The sequence below is a fragment of the Bradyrhizobium sp. TM233 genome (genome assembly GCF_036247965.1).
GTDB classification, from domain to species: domain Bacteria; phylum Pseudomonadota; class Alphaproteobacteria; order Rhizobiales; family Xanthobacteraceae; genus Bradyrhizobium; species Bradyrhizobium ottawaense.
On the sequence record NZ_BTIG01000013.1, the window covers coordinates 189164 to 206049 of the forward strand.

10 protein-coding genes are annotated in these 16886 nt (G+C 66.7%); all 10 read right to left on the reverse strand.

What is annotated here, in order from left to right:
- Positions 1-49: 49 nt before the first annotated feature.
- Positions 50-3559: a double-strand break repair helicase AddA gene (gene addA, locus AABA86_RS24870; protein ID WP_338308760.1), complete on the reverse strand. Its 3510-nt coding sequence runs from the start codon at positions 3557-3559 to the stop codon at positions 50-52.
- Complete coding sequence (gene addB / locus AABA86_RS24875) at positions 3553-6699, reverse strand: double-strand break repair protein AddB (RefSeq protein WP_338308761.1); 3147 nt, start codon at positions 6697-6699, stop codon at positions 3553-3555. The genes addA and addB overlap by 7 nt, the downstream gene beginning before the upstream one ends.
- Before the next feature lie 214 nt (positions 6700-6913).
- Positions 6914-7636: a nucleotidyltransferase family protein gene (locus tag AABA86_RS24880; protein WP_212243441.1), complete on the reverse strand. Its 723-nt coding sequence runs from the start codon at positions 7634-7636 to the stop codon at positions 6914-6916.
- Between the two features lie 118 nt (positions 7637-7754).
- Positions 7755-8072, reverse strand: a complete 318-nt coding sequence (locus tag AABA86_RS24885; protein ID WP_212243443.1) for a PilZ domain-containing protein — start codon at positions 8070-8072, stop codon at positions 7755-7757.
- An 86-nt stretch (positions 8073-8158) separates the two neighbouring features.
- The gene (tsaE, locus tag AABA86_RS24890; RefSeq protein ID WP_338308762.1) at positions 8159-9691 is read right to left on the reverse strand and encodes a tRNA (adenosine(37)-N6)-threonylcarbamoyltransferase complex ATPase subunit type 1 TsaE; all 1533 of its coding nucleotides are present in this window, start codon (positions 9689-9691) and stop codon (positions 8159-8161) included.
- Positions 9688-12192 carry a sensor histidine kinase gene (locus AABA86_RS24895; RefSeq protein ID WP_338308763.1) on the reverse strand — a complete coding sequence of 835 codons (2505 nt, stop codon included), beginning with the start codon at positions 12190-12192 and terminating at the stop codon, positions 9688-9690. The genes tsaE and AABA86_RS24895 overlap by 4 nt, the downstream gene beginning before the upstream one ends.
- Before the next feature lie 358 nt (positions 12193-12550).
- Positions 12551-13009 (reverse strand): dUTP diphosphatase, encoded by a 459-nt coding sequence (gene dut / locus AABA86_RS24900; protein ID WP_212243454.1) that lies wholly within the window; start codon positions 13007-13009, stop codon positions 12551-12553.
- Positions 13006-14454, reverse strand: coding sequence for a bifunctional phosphopantothenoylcysteine decarboxylase/phosphopantothenate--cysteine ligase CoaBC (gene coaBC / locus AABA86_RS24905; protein WP_338308764.1), 1449 nt, complete (start codon positions 14452-14454; stop codon positions 13006-13008). Before coaBC ends, dut begins: the two co-directional genes overlap by 4 nt.
- A 71-nt stretch (positions 14455-14525) precedes the next feature.
- Complete coding sequence (ubiB, locus tag AABA86_RS24910; RefSeq protein WP_338308765.1) at positions 14526-16100, reverse strand: 2-polyprenylphenol 6-hydroxylase; 1575 nt, start codon at positions 16098-16100, stop codon at positions 14526-14528.
- Positions 16097-16858 (reverse strand): bifunctional demethylmenaquinone methyltransferase/2-methoxy-6-polyprenyl-1,4-benzoquinol methylase UbiE, encoded by a 762-nt coding sequence (ubiE, locus tag AABA86_RS24915; protein ID WP_212243463.1) that lies wholly within the window; start codon positions 16856-16858, stop codon positions 16097-16099. The genes ubiB and ubiE overlap by 4 nt, the downstream gene beginning before the upstream one ends.
- Positions 16859-16886: the final 28 nt, after the last annotated feature.

Here is a 16886-nt window from a genome sequence, read left to right on the forward strand (position 1 = left end):
TGAAAGAATCGGCGCGGATGGGAATCGCGCCCGGAATCATGCCGTCAACCTATGAACGGCCCCTTGCCGGGTCAAGGACGCTCACGCCGAGATGAAGGGATGCCAGCGCCGCGTCCAGCGCGGGGGGTGAAATCTCCATATATTCAAGGGCCTCGGTCCAGAGCAGGACGGCGCGGATCGGCTTTTGGGGATAAAGCCGCGCCAGCACCGCCCGATACAGCGCAAGCTGCCGGACATAGGCGGCGGGCGCCTCCGCGGCGTTCCTGGGCGTCGCCTGGTTGGTCTTGAAATCGACGATCAAAACCTCATCCGGACGAACGACCAGCCGGTCGATTTGCCCCGACACCAGCGCTGGCGCACGGCCCGGCCGCTCCAGTCGGCCGGCGATAGCGACCTCCGCCCGGCTGCCGGCGGCAAAGACCGGCGCAAAGCGCGGTTCATTGATCAAGGCCAGCACCTTGTCGGCCAAAGCGGTGCGGTCGGCTTCCGTCCAGTCCGCGGCGTTGCGCGCCATGAAGCCGAGCGCGGCCTCGCGCCGGCGCTCCGCGGCGATATCGGGCAGGGATTGCAGCAGACGGTGCACCAGCGTGCCGCGCTGCAGCGCGAGCGCGCGGGACTGGACCGATTCGCCAGTCCGCACCGCGCGGCCTTGCTCGGCGACCTGACCGGAGGGACGCACCAGATCGTCGTCAACGGTCTCGCGCGGCGCTGGCGTCCGCAGCCAGTCCGGCAACGCGACCGTCTGGTCCACGGTCGCCGCCGGGATACCCAGCGCGGCGACGTCCTCTGGCCGGGTGAATCGGGTCACCTTGCCGAGCGGCGTCTCGATCGTCTGCTTGTCCAGGCCCGAGCCGCCGAGACCGGTGTCGACCAGGTCGTACCAGCTCAGCTTGCGCACCGTCCTCATATTGCCGGGCATGCAGCCGCCGACGATCAGTCGGTCGGCCGCGCGTGTCATCGCGACATAGAGCAGGCGGCGATATTCGTCCTCGGTCTCCTCGAGCATGGCCTTGCGCGCGTCGGCGACGGGCTTGGGGTCATCAGCCTTGCGGCCGGCCCAGACCACGACCTCACCGCCATTGCCGCGCGGCACGTGGATCAGCCGAACCCGCTGTGAGTCTGCCGGCGACGATGTGGTGTCCACCATGAACACTACGGAAGCCTCCAGGCCCTTGGCGCCGTGCACGGTCATCACCCGCACCTCGTCGCGCGAGATCTCCATGTCGCGCTTCACCTCGGTGTCGGCCGAGCGCAGCCAGGCCATGAAGCCCTGCAGCGAGGCCGGCGCCTTGCGCTCACAGCTCAGCGCCAGCTCCAGGAATTCGTCGAGCGCATCATTGGCCTCGTGGCCGAGCCGGCGCAGGATGCGCGCACGGCCGCCGTCGCCTCCCAACAGCCAGGCGTAGAAGGCGAACGGCGTCTCCTCGCGCGCGCGCGTCTCGCAGGCTTCCAGACGCCGCAGCACGGCCGCGAACTTCTCGCTCCCGGACGCATGCTCGCCGAGTGCGCGGCGCAGTGATCCCTTGCGGTCATGGGCAAGCTGGAACAGGTCGTCGTCATCGAGCCCGAACAGCGGGCTCTTCAGCGCCACAGCCAGCGCGAGATCGTCCTGCGGCAGTAGCAGGGCATCGGCGAGGTTCATCAGGTCGATGATCGCGATGTGCTCGGTCAGCTTGAGCCTGTCGGCGCCGGCCACCGGAACGCCGGCGTGCTTCAGCGCCTGGATCACGGCATCGAACGCATTGCCGCGCCGGCGCACCAGGATCAGCATGTCGCCATAGCGCAGCGGCCGCCGCTCGCCTTCGTGCCCCGTCAGCGTGCCGCTCTCGACCAGCCGCTTGATCTCGGCCTGGATGCGGCGCGCCAGCTTGACCTCGGGGCTGGTGACGGCGACGCCGTCGAACGGCGCGCGCCAGCCCTCGATGTCCTGCCTGTCATCGGCCTCCGCGAGGTCCCAGAGCTCGACGACGCTTGGACCAGCATCGCTGAGCGAATTGTGCAAGGGATGGCCGACGTCGATCGAATGGATGCTCTTGTAGATCTGGGGCTCGCGGAAGACGTGGTCGACCGAATGCAGGATCGCAGCACCCGAACGGAACGAGTAGGTAAAGGCGACGGGGTCGAACTTCAGCCCGGCAGCTCTGAATCTGCGATCCAGCTCTCGCTTGCGCCTGTCGAATTCGTGCGGGTCAGCGCCCTGGAACGAGAAGATCGACTGCTTCTCGTCGCCGACCGCGAAGACCGTGCGGTTCAGCCCCTCGCGCGCGCCTTCGCCGGCCGTGAATTCGGAAATGATGTGGGCGACGATGTCCCACTGCCGCGGGCTGGTGTCCTGCGCTTCGTCGATCAGCACGTGGTCGACGCCGCGGTCGAGCTTGTAATGCACCCAGCCCGAAGACACGCGGTTCAGCATCGCCAGCGTCTTGTCGATGAGGTCGTCGTAGTCGAGCAGGCCGCGCTCCTGCTTCTCGCGACGATAGTTTGCCGCGGCAGCGGTCGCAATGTGCAACAGCGCCGCGGTGCGATCGCGCATGGTCACGGCGCGGCGTTTCTCGATCAATACACCAATGCGCTGCGCCTCGTTCTCGAACAGGCGGGCGACGGACGGGTTGTGCTCGCCAAACTTCTTGGTCAGCACCGCCTTGCGCGGCAGCTTTTCGTCGGTGAGAAAGACGCAGAGATAGGCATCGACCTGCGCGCTGCCGGAAAATGCCTTTGCGTCGCGAAGGCGGCCGGCCTGGTCGTTGTCGGACTTGCTGCCGTCCTCCAGCGCGAAGGCGATGTCGTCCCAGCGCGATCGCGGCAGAAAGGGTCCATCGAGAATCTCGGTCTCGATGTCCTCGATGCGGTCGGCGGGGTCAACACCCAGCGCCGCCGCCATCTGCGCGGCAGCGGCCTCTGCGTTGCCGGCCTCGTCCGTCCAGGCCATGAAGTGATCGCGGCTGAGGCAGGCCTCGCGCACGACCTCCTTGAAGGTGACGTCGGCCGCGCTCGCCATCGCGGTCAGCAATGCGCGGCCGGTGACGCTCTCCGGGTCGCGCGCGGCCTCCAGCAGCACCTTCAGATTGGCGCGCTCCATCATGTCGGTCTGGTCGCGCTCGTCGATCACGGCAAAGCGCGCGGGCACGTTGGCTTCGAACGGAAACTGCTGGAGCAGGCGCGTGCACAGCGCGTGGATGGTCTGCACCTTCAGTCCGCCCGGCGTCTCCAGCGCACAGGCAAACAGCTTTCGCGCGTCGCGCCGAATTTTCGCGCTGGGATGCGGGATGCCGACAGCCTTGATCGCTCCGTCGAGCGCTGCATCATCCAGCGTCACCCAATGTCCCAGCGTGGTGAACACGCGCTCGGCCATGTTGGCGGCGGCGGCCTTGGTGAAGGTGATGCAGAGGATCTTTTCCGGCGGCACGCCCGACAGCAGCAGGCGGATCACCCGCTGCACCAGCACATGCGTCTTGCCCGAGCCGGCATTGGCCGACACGAAGGCCGACGCGGTCGGGTCGGACGCACGCGCCTGCCGCGCGCGCACCTCGTCGGGGATGGGGCGCGGCAGCTTCACCATTCCTCGATCCCCAAGCCGCCGGCTGCCGACCATTCCTTGATCCGGGCAAGGTCGTCATAGGCGCCGTAGCGGTTCGTCCACATCGGCAGGTTCAGCGAAGTGTAGGGCTGGTTCTCGTCCTCGAAGGCACGGATCAGCGCCTCCAGCTTGGCCCGTGCTTCCGCGGCCGCCGTGTCCGGCGGTTGCGGCTCGTCGCTCTGCTTGTATTTGAGCTCGAGGATACGCTCCTCGCCGGGCGGGTTGTTGCCGCTCAGGCGCACATAGACGAGCTGGCTCACGGAAGAACCTGCGTCGATATCGGGAAAACCGCCCTCGCGGAGGATCGCGGCTTCCAGCGTGAGCTGCGGCGACAGGCCCATGCGCACTTGCTTGCCGGTCGGCGGCTGGCCGGTCTTGTAGTCGAGAATGGCGTAGCCGCCGCCCTGGCGCCGCTCGATGCGGTCGGCGCGTGCGGAAAGATGGAACGTGCGCGCATTGTCGAGGCGAATGGATATCTCGCCGCGTGTCTCGGCGGTAATGGCCTCGATCGCGTTGCGCCGCGCGGTCTCCCATTCGCCGAACCAGCGCGCGATGCGCTGGAAGCGCGGCCACCACAGCGCCCGCGCCTCGGGCCGTTCCATCAGCGGAGCGAAATATTTCTCGCCGATCGTGCGCAGCACACGCGCGGGGTCGTCAGGCAGACGTGTGGCATAGCTCTCAGTGAACTCGCCGATCGCGTCATGGATCGCCGAGCCCCGGTCGGCGGCCGACAGTGGCATGTCGACGGGATCGAGCGCATCGAGCCGCAAAATGTGTTTTGCGTAGATCGTGTAGGGATCGCGCAGCCAGTCTTCGATCGCGGTCACCGACATCCTGAGCGGCCGCGTGGCCTGCGGCGGCCGCGGCTCGGGCTGCTTGATCGGCCTGACCTCGTCCGGCTGGTCCAGCGCGCCGGCGAACTGCACATATTTCTCGCCGGCGCGAACGGCCGCCTTCCAATGATCGTCGCCCGCAACCGCTTCCAACCGATGCAGGAAGCGCGAAGCCACCGCCGGCGCGCCGCCGGCCTTGGCGGAATGGGTGAGGATCACCTCGTCGCCGCCGAGCAGCTGGGCAAAATCGTGGGCGGAGAGGCCGATGCGGCGTTCCGGCAGATCGAGACCGAGCTCGTGCCGCATCGGCCGGCTGAGCCAGGGGTCGATGCGCGGCGCGGGTGGCCAAACGCCTTCGATCAGCCCGCCGACGATGATGCGGTCGGCCTGCATCAGGCGCGATTCCAGCGGGCCGTAGATCTGCAGCCGCGCGCCCGGCTTGTCGCGCCGCCGCACCGCGCGATCGCTGAACGCGGTCTGGAAGACGTCGGCATAATCAGGCAGCGTCACCATCAATCCGCTGATCGTGCCGCCGCGCAGCAGATCGTCGAAGGCGCCGGCGAGCGCGAGGCCTTCGCGCTCCTCGAAGGCCAGCGGGATGCCCTGCTCGTCGCGCGACAGCTCGATCATGATCTCGCGGTGCCGGTGCGCGAGCTCGGCGAAGTCATATGGCTTTAATGGCGGCAGGCTCTCGATCGGCGCCAATGCTGCTTGCAGGGCGTCGATCAGCGTCTGGATGCGGTCGAGATCCTCAGCCTTGAGACGCGCGCGGGGCTCGGCCTTGTGGAGCGCGGAGACCTCGCTGCGCCACAGCTTTGTCAGCTCCTCGCGAAAGCGGTTGAATTCGCGCAAGAGGCCGGCCGTGCCCGCAGGCGGGCGCGTGCCGCGCAGGACTGCAAGCTCGAGATCTTCGATCGCCGCCTTCCACGCGCCAGGCAGTCGGCCGAGCCGGCACAGCGGATGCTTCAGCATCGCCAGCAGCGTCGGCGGCTCCAATCCCTTGGTCGCCGCTTCCGCCACAAGCCGCGCGAAAACGCCGGCGGATGTTTCCATCAGCACGTCGCCGCCGGAATCGTCGAACGCGAGATCCCATCGGGTCAGCGCGGCCATCACGCGTCGTGCCAGCGCGCGGTCGGGCGTCACCAGCGCCGCCGATTTGTCGAGATGTCGCGCCTCGCGCATCGCAATGGCGATGGCGAGCGCTTCCATTTCAGGGTTGGGTGCTTCGACGACAGCGAGATTCTTCATGCCGCCGGTGATCTTCGCGGCAACATCCGGCTGCTTCAGCCGGTCGTGCCAGACTTCCGTCTTGGCCGATGGTCGCATCGATTCGGATGCGAGCAGATCGCGGCCGCCGTCCGCTGGCGGCTGGAGAATCTCGACGTCGCTGCGCTTGATGCCAAAACGATCCAGCAGCGCGTGCATGGCATATTGCGGATGGTTCGACGCCGGATGCTCCGCGAACTTGCCGAGCGAGTCGCGCACGCCGCCGATGCTGCGCCAGGCGTCGTCGTCGAGATCGGTGTCGAGGCCCGGCAGCACCACTGCGCCATTCGGCAGCGAGGCGACTGCGTGCAGAAATTTTGCGGTGGCCGGCATCGATCCGGTCGAACCGGCTGCGATCACCGGCCCGCTCGGATGCGCGGTCAGCCGTTTGGCTTCCGCCGCGATCAGCAGATCGCGCCGCGCCGCGGGTTCGATCCGGTTGATTTCCGCGAGATGCCCGGGCCAGGCGATGCGCGCGATCCGCAAAAATTCGAGCGAGTGCTGCCAGTAGCGGTCGAGGTTATCAGGTACGAGGCCGTCGAGCGCGCTCCAGTCGACGCCGCGCGTCACCATGTCGTCGATCAGGCGCGCGAGGTCGCCGGCGAGCGCCAGCGTCGAGGCAGGTCCGCCGACCACCAGCGGCGACAGCACCGGGCCCTTGGCCCACGCCGCAACCAGTTGCGCCAGCGTCAGCCGTCGTTCGAGCTCGCCGAGCCGCGGCGGAATGTCGAGCGGAGTCGCGCCGGAGAACTGCTCGCCTTCATCGGCGAAGGCGAGCTCATCCTCGTCGATGTCGCCGAGCGCGACGATGCGCGGCAACACCACGGCGTCCGCTTTCATCTCGTCGAGGAAGATCTCGCGGACCACGCGCATCGCACGCCTTGTCGGCAAATACAGCGTGGCATCCGCCAGCCGCGCCGGTTCCTTGCGCGCCTCGAATCCCTCGACCAGCCGTCCCTCGAGCAGGCTCGCGACGATCGTGCGCAGGAATGGAACTGAGATGGGGACGCTGAAGACGCGCATGAACCGCCTGATTCGGAGATCAGGGCAATATAGGGAGGCGGGCTCAAATGGTCATGGGCGGAGGTGGGATAGTCCCCGTTGTTCGCCGGACTAGGCGAGGTGCCGTAGGGTGGGCAAAGGCGCACTTGCGCCGTGCCCACGATCTTTCCCGACGGCATCAGGTGGTGGGCACGCTTCGCTTTGCCCACCCTACGGCACCGTCCTCGAGGCTGGCCTACGCCACGCTCTCCAGGAACGCCTCTTCCGCGGCGTGCACGGCGTCGGGCGTGCCGACATGCATCCAGACGCCGTCGAGACGGAGGCCGAACAGCCGCTCCTGCTCGCCCGCGCGGTCGAACATCTTCGTCAGCGAGAACTCGCCCTGCGGCGCGCCTTCGAAGATCGACGGCGACAGGATCGCAGCGCCGGCATAGACGAACGGAACGACCTCCTTTTCCTTGCGCTTGCGCAGGGCGCCGTCGGGCAGCATGCCGTAATCGCCGCGACCGCTATAGCCGATGCTGGTCGCAGTCGGCGCCATCAGCAGCAGGATGTCCATCCGCGCGGGGTCGAAATTTTCAGCAAGCCGCGTCAAATTGGAGCGCACGCCGTCGATCCAGAGCGTGTCGGAATTGACATGGAAGAACGGCGCGTCGCCGAGCAGCGGCAGCGCCTTGACCACACCGCCGCCGGTGCCGAGCACCTGGTCGCGCTCGTCGGAAATCGTCACGCGCGGAAGCTGGCGCGATGCTGTGTGATCGATGATCTGATCCGGCAGGTAATGCACGTTGACCACGGCCTCGGTCACGCCGGCCTGGCCGAGCTTGTCGAGCACATGGTCGAGCAGCGGCTGGCCGGCCACCGGCACCATCGGCTTCGGCATCTTGTCCGTCAGCGGACGCATGCGCAGGCCAAATCCTGCGGCGAGCACCATGGCTTTGGTCGGTTTGACGGACATCCTTCGCTTTCTCGGACCTTTCGCGTTCGCAGCAATCCTAACACGAGGTTAGATCAGCCGCACCGCATCTCAACCGCCTTAACCACCCGCCGTGACGGTTGTACGACGGGTGTTGCCATCATGCCCCGACGGCTGTGGAACGCGTCTTTTTCTTCTTGTCACCGAGCTTGAGGAAATTGACCCCGATCTGGTCGCCATTGACCCAGGCCAGCTCGCAACGCCGGTACGCAAGTCCCGTGGACGACAGCAGCAGAAAGAATTCCTTCAGATGGAGGCCCTCCACCGAGCCGTCGATGGTCAGCTTGGCGCCGGTCTCGGAGACGTCCTCCATGGTGCAGTCGCGCCGCCAGGTGCCGTCGATTCCCATCATCTGGGCCGAGATCCCGCGCTCGAAGACAACCCGGCTGTTGCCTCGCTGGTCCGTCTTTACCGCCATCTGCCCGCTCCAGCCCGTAATCATCCGGCTGCCTCGCCGCCAGAATACCGGCGTCTTGGCTAACAGCCGGTAAATCGGACTCCGAATCAGGCCTTTGGCGGACTTTGGGGCGGTGGGACGTTGGCGAGATACCAGTCGCGCAAAGGGCTCAGCGCGGGATGCGCCAGTGAGCGCTGGAGATAGGTCCAGATCCGCGGCTGGTGACGCAAATAATGCGGCTTGCCATCGCGGCGGTTGAGGCGGGCGAAGGTGCCGAGCAGCCGCGTGTTCCGCTGTGCCGACATGATGGCGTAGAGCTCGGCGAACCCGGCCGGATCGAAGCCGGCATCGCCAGCGCGCCGCGCCTTGATGTAGCGCGACAGCAGCGTCAGCTCGAGGCTTTCGGGCACGTCGATGCGGGCGTCCTGCAGCAGCGACACCACGTCGTAGGATTGCGGACCGAGCACGGTGTCCTGGAAATCGATCACGCCGACGCGCGCGATGCCGGCGCGATCCGGAAGCCAGATCAGATTGGGCGAGTGATAGTCGCGGATGATCCACGTCCTCGGCGCGGCCAGCGGCTTCTTCAGCAGCTCGCGCCACATCGCGAAGAATTCGGCGCGCTTGTCGTCGCTCAGCGGCGTGTTGCGATCGGGCAGGTACCATTCCGGCATCAAGCTGATCTCGATCAGCAGCGCCTCGGCATCGAAGAGGGGAATGGCGTAGGTCTGTCCGTCCAGCGGCAATGTTTCCGGCAGCGTCTTGCCGTGGAGCACGGCCAGCACGTCAGTCGCGGCCTCGTAGCGCTCGGCAATCGGGCGTGGCGGGTCGCCTTCGATCACGCCTTCGCTGCCGAAATCCTCGGTGATCAGGAAGCCATGGTCGAGGTCGGAATGGTGGATCGCGGGCGCGGAGATGCCCTGCGCGCGCAGGCCTTCGTCGATGGCGACGAAGGGTTTGACGTTCTCGGCGAGGTGCACTGCGGCGCTGTAGGATTTTCCGTTGTACGTCGGAGCACCATCAGGGCGCTGCGGAAAGTTCATGAGGATGACGATGTCGTCGTCGCGCAAGAGCCGCGCATAGGAGCGGGTCGAGGCATCGCCGGCCATGCGTTTGCGCGTTGCATCCATGTAGCCGGAGGCGTCGAGGAATTCGCGCAGCGCCTGCAGCCGCGCGACAGCGGCGGCCCCCTTGCCGTAACCGGTGATGTCGGCGGCGCGCGCATTCGAGCCCAGCGCCGGCCGATGCGTCAGTGCGATGTCGATGCGGTCCTGCGGCATCGCCGACGGCGCCCGCTCCGGCCATTCGATCAGGACGAGCGTGGCATCGGGCAGCGGCGACAGCCCGATCTCCTCGAGCTCGCTCTCGTCCTCGACGCGGTAGAGATCGGCGTGCATCACCGGAAACGGCGGCAGCTCGTAGCCCTGCACCAGGGTGAAGGTCGGGCTCGGCACCTCCAGCGCCTCGTCGCCGGCGAGGTAGCGGATCATGGCGCGCGCGGCCGCGGTCTTGCCGGCGCCAAGATCGCCGGTGAGGGTGATGACATCGCCGGGACCGACCAGCAGCGCGAGGTCGGCCATCAGTTGCGCGGTGGCCGTCTCGTTGTGAAGCGCGACGGAGAATGTGGTGGGCGCGCTCATTCGGCGGCGTCGCGATGCGCCGCCTGGTCGGTCGGGAAGTCACAGATCACGACCGTGCCCCGGCCGACGATCGAATCCACCCGCACCTTGCCGCCATGCAGCTCGACGAAGGAGCGCACCAGCGACAGGCCGAGCCCGGCACCGCGGTGACGCGAGCCTTGCGAGCGGCTTTCGAACCAGTTGAACACCTTGTCTTTCATGTCGGCAGGTATTCCAGGCCCGGAATCTGTCACAGTGAAGACCACGCTACGCTCTGTACGCCGCGCGCTGATGCCGACCGTGGAATCCTGTGGAGAAAACCCGACGGCGTTGGCGAGGAGGTTATAGAGCACCTGCACCACGCGCTTCTCGTCGCCGACGAAGCTGCCGACATCGGGCGCGATCTCGACCTTGAGGCGAATGCGGTCGGTGGCGAGCCGGTCCTGGATGCCTTCCGCGGCCAGCTCGATGGTCTTGCTGACGTCGACCGGCCCGAGTTCCAGCTTCATGGCGCCGGCGTCGATGGTGGCAAGATCGAGGATGTTGTTGGTCAGCGCCAGCAGCGCGTTGGTCGATTTGGTGACGTAGTCGAGATATTCGGCCTGTTTCGGCGTCAGCGGCCCGGTCGAGGGATCGCTGAGGAAATGCGCGAAGCCGATGATGGTGGTGAGCGGCGAGCGCAGCTCGTAGGAGACGTGGTGGACGAAATCCACCTTCATCTGGTCGGCGGCCTCCAGCGCCTCGTTGCGCTCGCGCAGGGCGCGCTCGACGTTCTCGGTGTCGGTGATGTCCTGGAACGTCAGCATGGTCGCGCCGTCATGCAGCGGACGGATCATGCCGTCGAGCACGCTGCCATCCTTGCGCTCCAGCTTCAGCGGCACGTCGGCGCGGCTCTCGATCGAGGTGACGGCCTCGCGGATCTGGCGCCAGACCGCGGGGTCGTCGAACAGCTGATGGCACCAGCCTTCCACCGTCTGGATGTGCGGCTCGTCGCGCATGGCATCGCTGGACAGCTTCCACATCCGCACGAAGGCCGGGTTGAACAGCTGCGCCTTGCCGTTGCTGCCGAACACGGCGACGCCCTCGGCGAGACTGTCCAGCGTCTCGCGCTGGACGCGGATCATGCCGTCGAAGCGGCGAGCGAGCTCGAGGCTCTCGGTGACATCGTCGAACAGATAGGTGACGCCGCCTTCTGGGTTCGGCGTGGTGACGACCGAGAGCGCGCGGCCGTCGGGCAGGTACCAGGTGTCCTTGGTGGTCTCGACCGCGCGATAGGCCTCGTGCAGCTTGGATTTCCAGGCACGGAAGTCCGGCTGCTCCGGCAGTTTTCGCGCGGCACGGAGCTGATCCAACACGCTGGAATCGTCGGGATTGGCGTCGAGGAAGGTGCGGTCGAGGTCCCACAGCCGGCGGTAGGAATCGTTGTAGAAGGCGAGCCGGCGCTGGCCGTCGAACACGGCAACGCCGGAGGAGAGCTGGTCGAGCGTGCGGCGATGCGCCTCTGCCATCCGTACCAGCGCCGAGCTGAGCGCATCCGCCTCGCTGGCATCGATGGCGACGCCGACGCTGCCGCTGCCGACATTGACCGCGCGCACGTCGTAGATGCGGCGCTCGCCGCTGATCACGATCGGCAGCCGCGCGTTGAAATTGGCGGTGTCCTTCAGTCCCCGTTCCATCGCGCTGCGGTCGGCGCTGTCGAGCAGCTCGAGCCTGCGCTCCTGCGCGTCGGTGACGTTGTTTGCCTCGGTGGCGCGGACATAGGCCGGGTTGGCGTAGGTCAGCGCGCCGTTCTCGCCCTTGGCCCAGATCGGCCAGGGCGCGTTGGCGGCAAAGCCGCGCAGCATCTCGGTCTCGTCGGAGAGCGCGTTGTAGCGCAGATTGGTCTCGGCCAGATCGCGGCGCAGCCCCGAGAGTTCGCGAATCCGGACAATGGCCTGGCCGCCGATGGCGCGGCCGATGGCCTCGAGCGTGTGGCCATGCGCGGTGGTCAGGGTCAGCTGGAACCCGTCGCCACGGTCACGCAGCGCATCGACGGCATGATCCATCTGGAGTGCGGGCTCCGGCGGCAGCCAGGTTCCGAATGCGAGCACGCGTTGCGGCGAGGAATCGCGCGGCAGCACCAAGGAGATGTCGCCGGAAATCTGCGCGCGATTGTCGCCGGCCGGCCAGGAGATCAGGATCTGCGGCTCGGCGAACAGCAGCGCGCCGAAGCGGTCGGCCTGGAGCTGCAGTTCCCCGATTCGGGCGCGCAGCCGCGCCTCGTTCTTCGCGGTGCGCACGCGCGTGCGCATCAAGAGGATCGCAGCCACCACCGAGAAGCCGAGCAAGGCCAGCGCGGTGGCGAGCACCGCGAGTTCCTGCCGGTTGAAATCCAGCATGATGGAGAGGGTGTCGATGAGGTCGGCCGCCTCGGCCGGCGCAGCCGGCAGCAGCGCCGCAAGAGCGCCTCCCAACAAGCCGTTGCGCGCCAGCGATGTGCACGACAGCAGCGTCCGACGCATCGACACGATCACGCCTGACATAGTTGCCCCAAGACCGCACGAATTTACGCGCGGCGACCCCCGTCGCGCGCGAATCAAACGACAATACCCTCACCGCGACTCCGCCGGTAAGAGTCCAGATCGTGAACGCAAACATAGCCCCCCAAAAATGCCGGCCGGGCGGTTCCAACCCACGTAATTCTTCGGGTGATTCGGCTGAAATTGCCGGGCGTTAGCGTGTGATGCGGATCGCTCGCCAAGATGAAGATGCGCTCCCTCCCCCGCTTGCGGGGGAGGGTCGGGGAGAGGGTGTCTCCGCAACGGGACAATCCCCCAGAGGATAGAGCCCTCACCCGGCGCTTCGCGCCGAACTCTCCCGCAAGCGGGAGAGGTGTAAAAACTAGCGGCCGGTCGAGCCGAAGCCGCCGGCGCCCCGATCGGTGGCCGACAATGTGGCCACCGGAACCAGCGCGGCCTGCACCACGGGCGCGATCACCATCTGGGCGATGCGCTCGCCGCGCTCGATCACGAACGGCGCCGCGCCGTGGTTGATCAGGATCACCTTGATCTCGCCGCGATAGTCCGCGTCGATCGTGCCCGGCGCGTTCAGCACGGTGACACCGTGCTTGGCGGCAAGTCCCGAGCGCGGCCGCACCTGCGCCTCGTGCCCGGCCGGCAATGCGATCGCAAGGCCCGTCGGCACCAGCGCATATTGGCCGGGAGCGAGCGTCATCGGCTCGCCCTCCGGCACCGCCGCCATCAGATCGAGGCCGGCAGCCTCGGTGGTCTGATAGGCCGGCATTGGCAGGCCCTCGGCGTGGGCCAGGCGTTGCAATTCGACAGTGACCTTCGTGCTCAAGATGCCGGCTCCAGGGATTTGTCGGTCACACTTCTCGCGACATGCGCGACCAGCTCGATGGCGACCTGTTCCTTGGTCATCACCGGCCAGGAATCAACTGTCATCTCGCCGTTCTTCTCAGCATTCTTGCTGATGAGGTGCACGGTGTTGCGATCACCGCCCATCACGCCGGTGGCGGGCGAGACGTCATTGGCGACGATCCAGTCGCAGCCCTTGCGGGCGAGTTTTGACTTGGCGTTGTCGATGAGGTGCTCGGTCTCGGCGGCAAAGCCGATCACCAGCGGCGGGCGCTTGTCGGTCAGCTTCGAGATCGTGGCGAGGATGTCGGGGTTCTCGATCAGCTGAAGCGGCGGCATGCCGGCCGAGGTCTTCTTCAGCTTTTGCTCGCCTTCGTTGGCAACGCGCCAGTCGGCGACCGCGGCGGCAAAGATCGCGATGTCGGCGGGAAGCGAGGCCTGCACCTGCTCCAGCATCTGCCGTGCCGATTCCACATGCTTTACCGTCACGCCCTGGGGATCGCTGAGGTCGACCGGCCCGCTCACCAGGATCACCTCGGCACCGGCGGCCTGTGCGGCGGCGGCGATGGCAAAGCCCTGCTTGCCGGAAGAGCGGTTGGCGATGTAGCGCACCGGATCGATCGGCTCGTGGGTGGGACCTGCGGTGATCAACACGCGCTTGCCGGCGAGCGGGCGCGGCACCGGCGGCCGCAGCAGACGCTCGGCGGCATTGGCGATCTCGATCGCTTCAGACATGCGGCCGACACCAGCTTCGCCCGCTTCCGCCATCTCGCCGGAATTGGGCCCGATCAGCACCGCGCCGTCGCGCTGGAGCAAGCCGACGTTGCGACGCGTCGCCGCATTGTTCCACATCAGTGGGTTCATTGCAGGTGCCAGCAGCACCTTGCGGTTGGTCGCGAGCAGGATCGCGCTGGCGAGATCGTCGGCGTGGCCGTTCGCCATCTTCGCCATCAGGTCGGCGGTGGCCGGCGCCACCACGATCAGGTCGCAGTCGCGGGCGAGCCTGATATGGCCTGCGTCGAACTCGCTCTGGGGGTCGAACAGGTCGGTATAGACACGCTCATGCGACAGCGCGCTGACCGCCAGCGGCGTGACGAATTGCTGCGCGGCCTTGGTCAGGACACAGCGGACCTCGACGCGGCGCTCCTTCAGCCTTCGGATCAGGTCGAGCGATTTATAGGCCGCGATCCCGCCGCCGATGATCAGGGTGACGCTGGCCTCAGGGACGGCGCCGGTGCGCTGAGGGGTGGGGACGACGGAGGCTGCCGGCGGCGCCGAAAACGGCGTCAGCGGCTCCTCCCGGCCCTCGATCAGCTCCCGCAGGATGACCCGGACCTCTTCCTCGACCGATCTGCGGTTCTTGGCCGAGCGCAGCCGCAAATAGGTTTTGACGCCGTCGTCGAGCTTGCGGATGGTCAGGCTTGCCATGACGCCCTCCAGCACGAAATGATGGCGATGCTATCATTCGCGTGATTGCAATGCAATCAAGCTTTTGGCAATCACAGATTCCGGACGGCGATCAGGATCCCGATGAAGGTCGCGGCGATGATCCAGAGCGCGACGGTGCGCCAGCGGTTCTTGCGGCCCTCGCTGCGACCCATCGCGGCGATGCTCTCCGGCGACAGCCTGATGCCCTCCCGCGTCATGGTCTCGAGCTGCTCCAGCACCTTCACCGACCGCTCGGCGATCTCCGGCAGGCGCATCAGCACGCGCGCGATGTCTCCGGTCCCGGCGAGGGCACCCTGCACCCGGCCTATGGGTCCGAGATTGCGCTCGATCCATTCGCGCACCACGGGGTCGGCGATCTTCCAGATGTCGAGCTTGGGATCGAAGCCGCGCGCCACGCCCTCGACCACCACCATGGTCTTCTGCAGCAGGATCAGCTCGGGCCGCGTCGTCATGTCGAACAGGCCGGTGACCTCGAGCAGCAGCGTCAAGAGCCGCGCCATCGAGATCTCTTCCGCCGTGCGGTTGTGGATCGGCTCGCCGATGGCGCGGATGGCTTGCGCAAAGTTCTCGACCGAGTGATGCGCGGGCACGTAGCCCGCCTCGAAATGCACCTCGGCGACGCGGCGATAATCGCGGGTGATGAAGCCGAGCAGGATTTCCGCGAGAAAACGCCGCTCCTTCATGCCGAGCCGGCCCATGATGCCGAAATCGACCGCGACGAGTCGTCCCGCGTCATCCAGGAACAGATTGCCCGGATGCATGTCGGCGTGGAAGAAGCCGTCGCGCAGCGCGTGCCGCAGGAAGCTCTGGATCACCTTGCGGCCGAGATCGGGCAGGTCGACCTGCGATTCTGCCAGACGCTTGTGATCGTTCAGCGCGATGCCGTCGATCCACTCCATCGTCAGCACGTTGTGCGTGGTGCGGTCCCAGTCGACAGCAGGCACGCGGAAATCAGGATCGCCCTGCGTGTTCTCCGCCATCTCCGACAGCGCCGCGGCTTCCAGCCGCAGATCCATCTCCATGGCGACCGAGCGCGACATGGTGTTGATGACCTCGATGAGGCGCAGCCGCCGCGCTTCGGCCGAGTAGGTCTCGGCTTTGTTTGCGACGAAGAAGAAGTCGGAGAGATCACGGCGGAAGCGTGAGGCCACGTTGGGCCTGAGCACCTTGACCGCGACCGACTTGCGGATGCCGGCGTGCAAGACCTCGCCGCGATGCACCTGCGCGATCGAGGCGGCCGCGACGGGGGGCCCGAAGCTCACAAACACGTCCTTCAGCGGCCGCTCCAGCGAGGTCGCGATGGCGGCTTCGGCTTCGTCCTGCGGAAACGGCGGCAGGCGGTCCTGGAGACTCTCGAGGTCGCGCGCCATGATGACGCCGACGACGTCGGGGCGCGTGGCCAGGAATTGTCCGAGCTTGAGATAGGCGGGGCCCATCCGCGTCAGCGCACGTGATATCCGCGGGCCGTGCTTGACGCCGCGCCGTTCGATGAGGCGCGCCAGCTTCAGTGCGAGCTGTCCCGGCGGCGGCACCAGGCTCGGATCGACCGAGCCGAACACGCCCTCGCGCGCAAACACGAACGCGGCGCGGATCAGGCGCGCAATGTGGGTGAAGGCAGAGATCACAAACGCCAGCCCGAATGCAGTGCGACGATTCCGCCGGACAATGTCTGCCAGCTGACGCGGGCGAAGCCGGCGTCGCGGATCATGTCGGCGAAGGCGTTGGGTTTGGGAAACTTGCGGATGGATTCGACGAGATATTGGTAGGACTCGGCATCGCCCGTGATCATCCGGCCGAGCGGCGGGATCACCTTGAACGAGAACAGGTCGTAGATCCGGTCGAGCCCGGGCATCTCGACGGTGGAGAATTCCAGGCACAGGAAGCGGCTGCCGGGCTTGAGCACGCGATAGGCCTCGCGCAGCGCCAGATCGATCCGGGGCACATTGCGAATGCCGAAAGCGATCGTATATCCGTCGAAGCTGCGGTCGGCGAAGGCGAGCGCTTCGGCATTGCCTTCGACGAAATCGACCCGGGTTTCGAGATGGCGCTTCGCGGCGCGCTCGCGGCCCACCGCCAGCATGTCGGTGTTGATGTCGCAGACCGTGGCATGGAAGCCGGGGCCCGCCGCCTTGGCGGCGCGGAACGAGATGTCGCCGGTGCCGCCGGCCACGTCGAGCAACGCGAACGGCCGGTCGCCCCTGGGCGGGTCGAGCGCGGTGATCATGATGTCCTTCCAGACCCGGTGCAGGCCACCGGACATCAAATCGTTCATCAAATCATAGCGCGACGCCACGCTGTGAAACACGTCGTTCACCAGCGTCTGCTTGTCCCCGAGGGGGACGTCCCTGAAGCCAAAATGCGTGGTTTCGCCCGGCCGATCCATTACTCTACTCCACTGGGCGAACCATAGC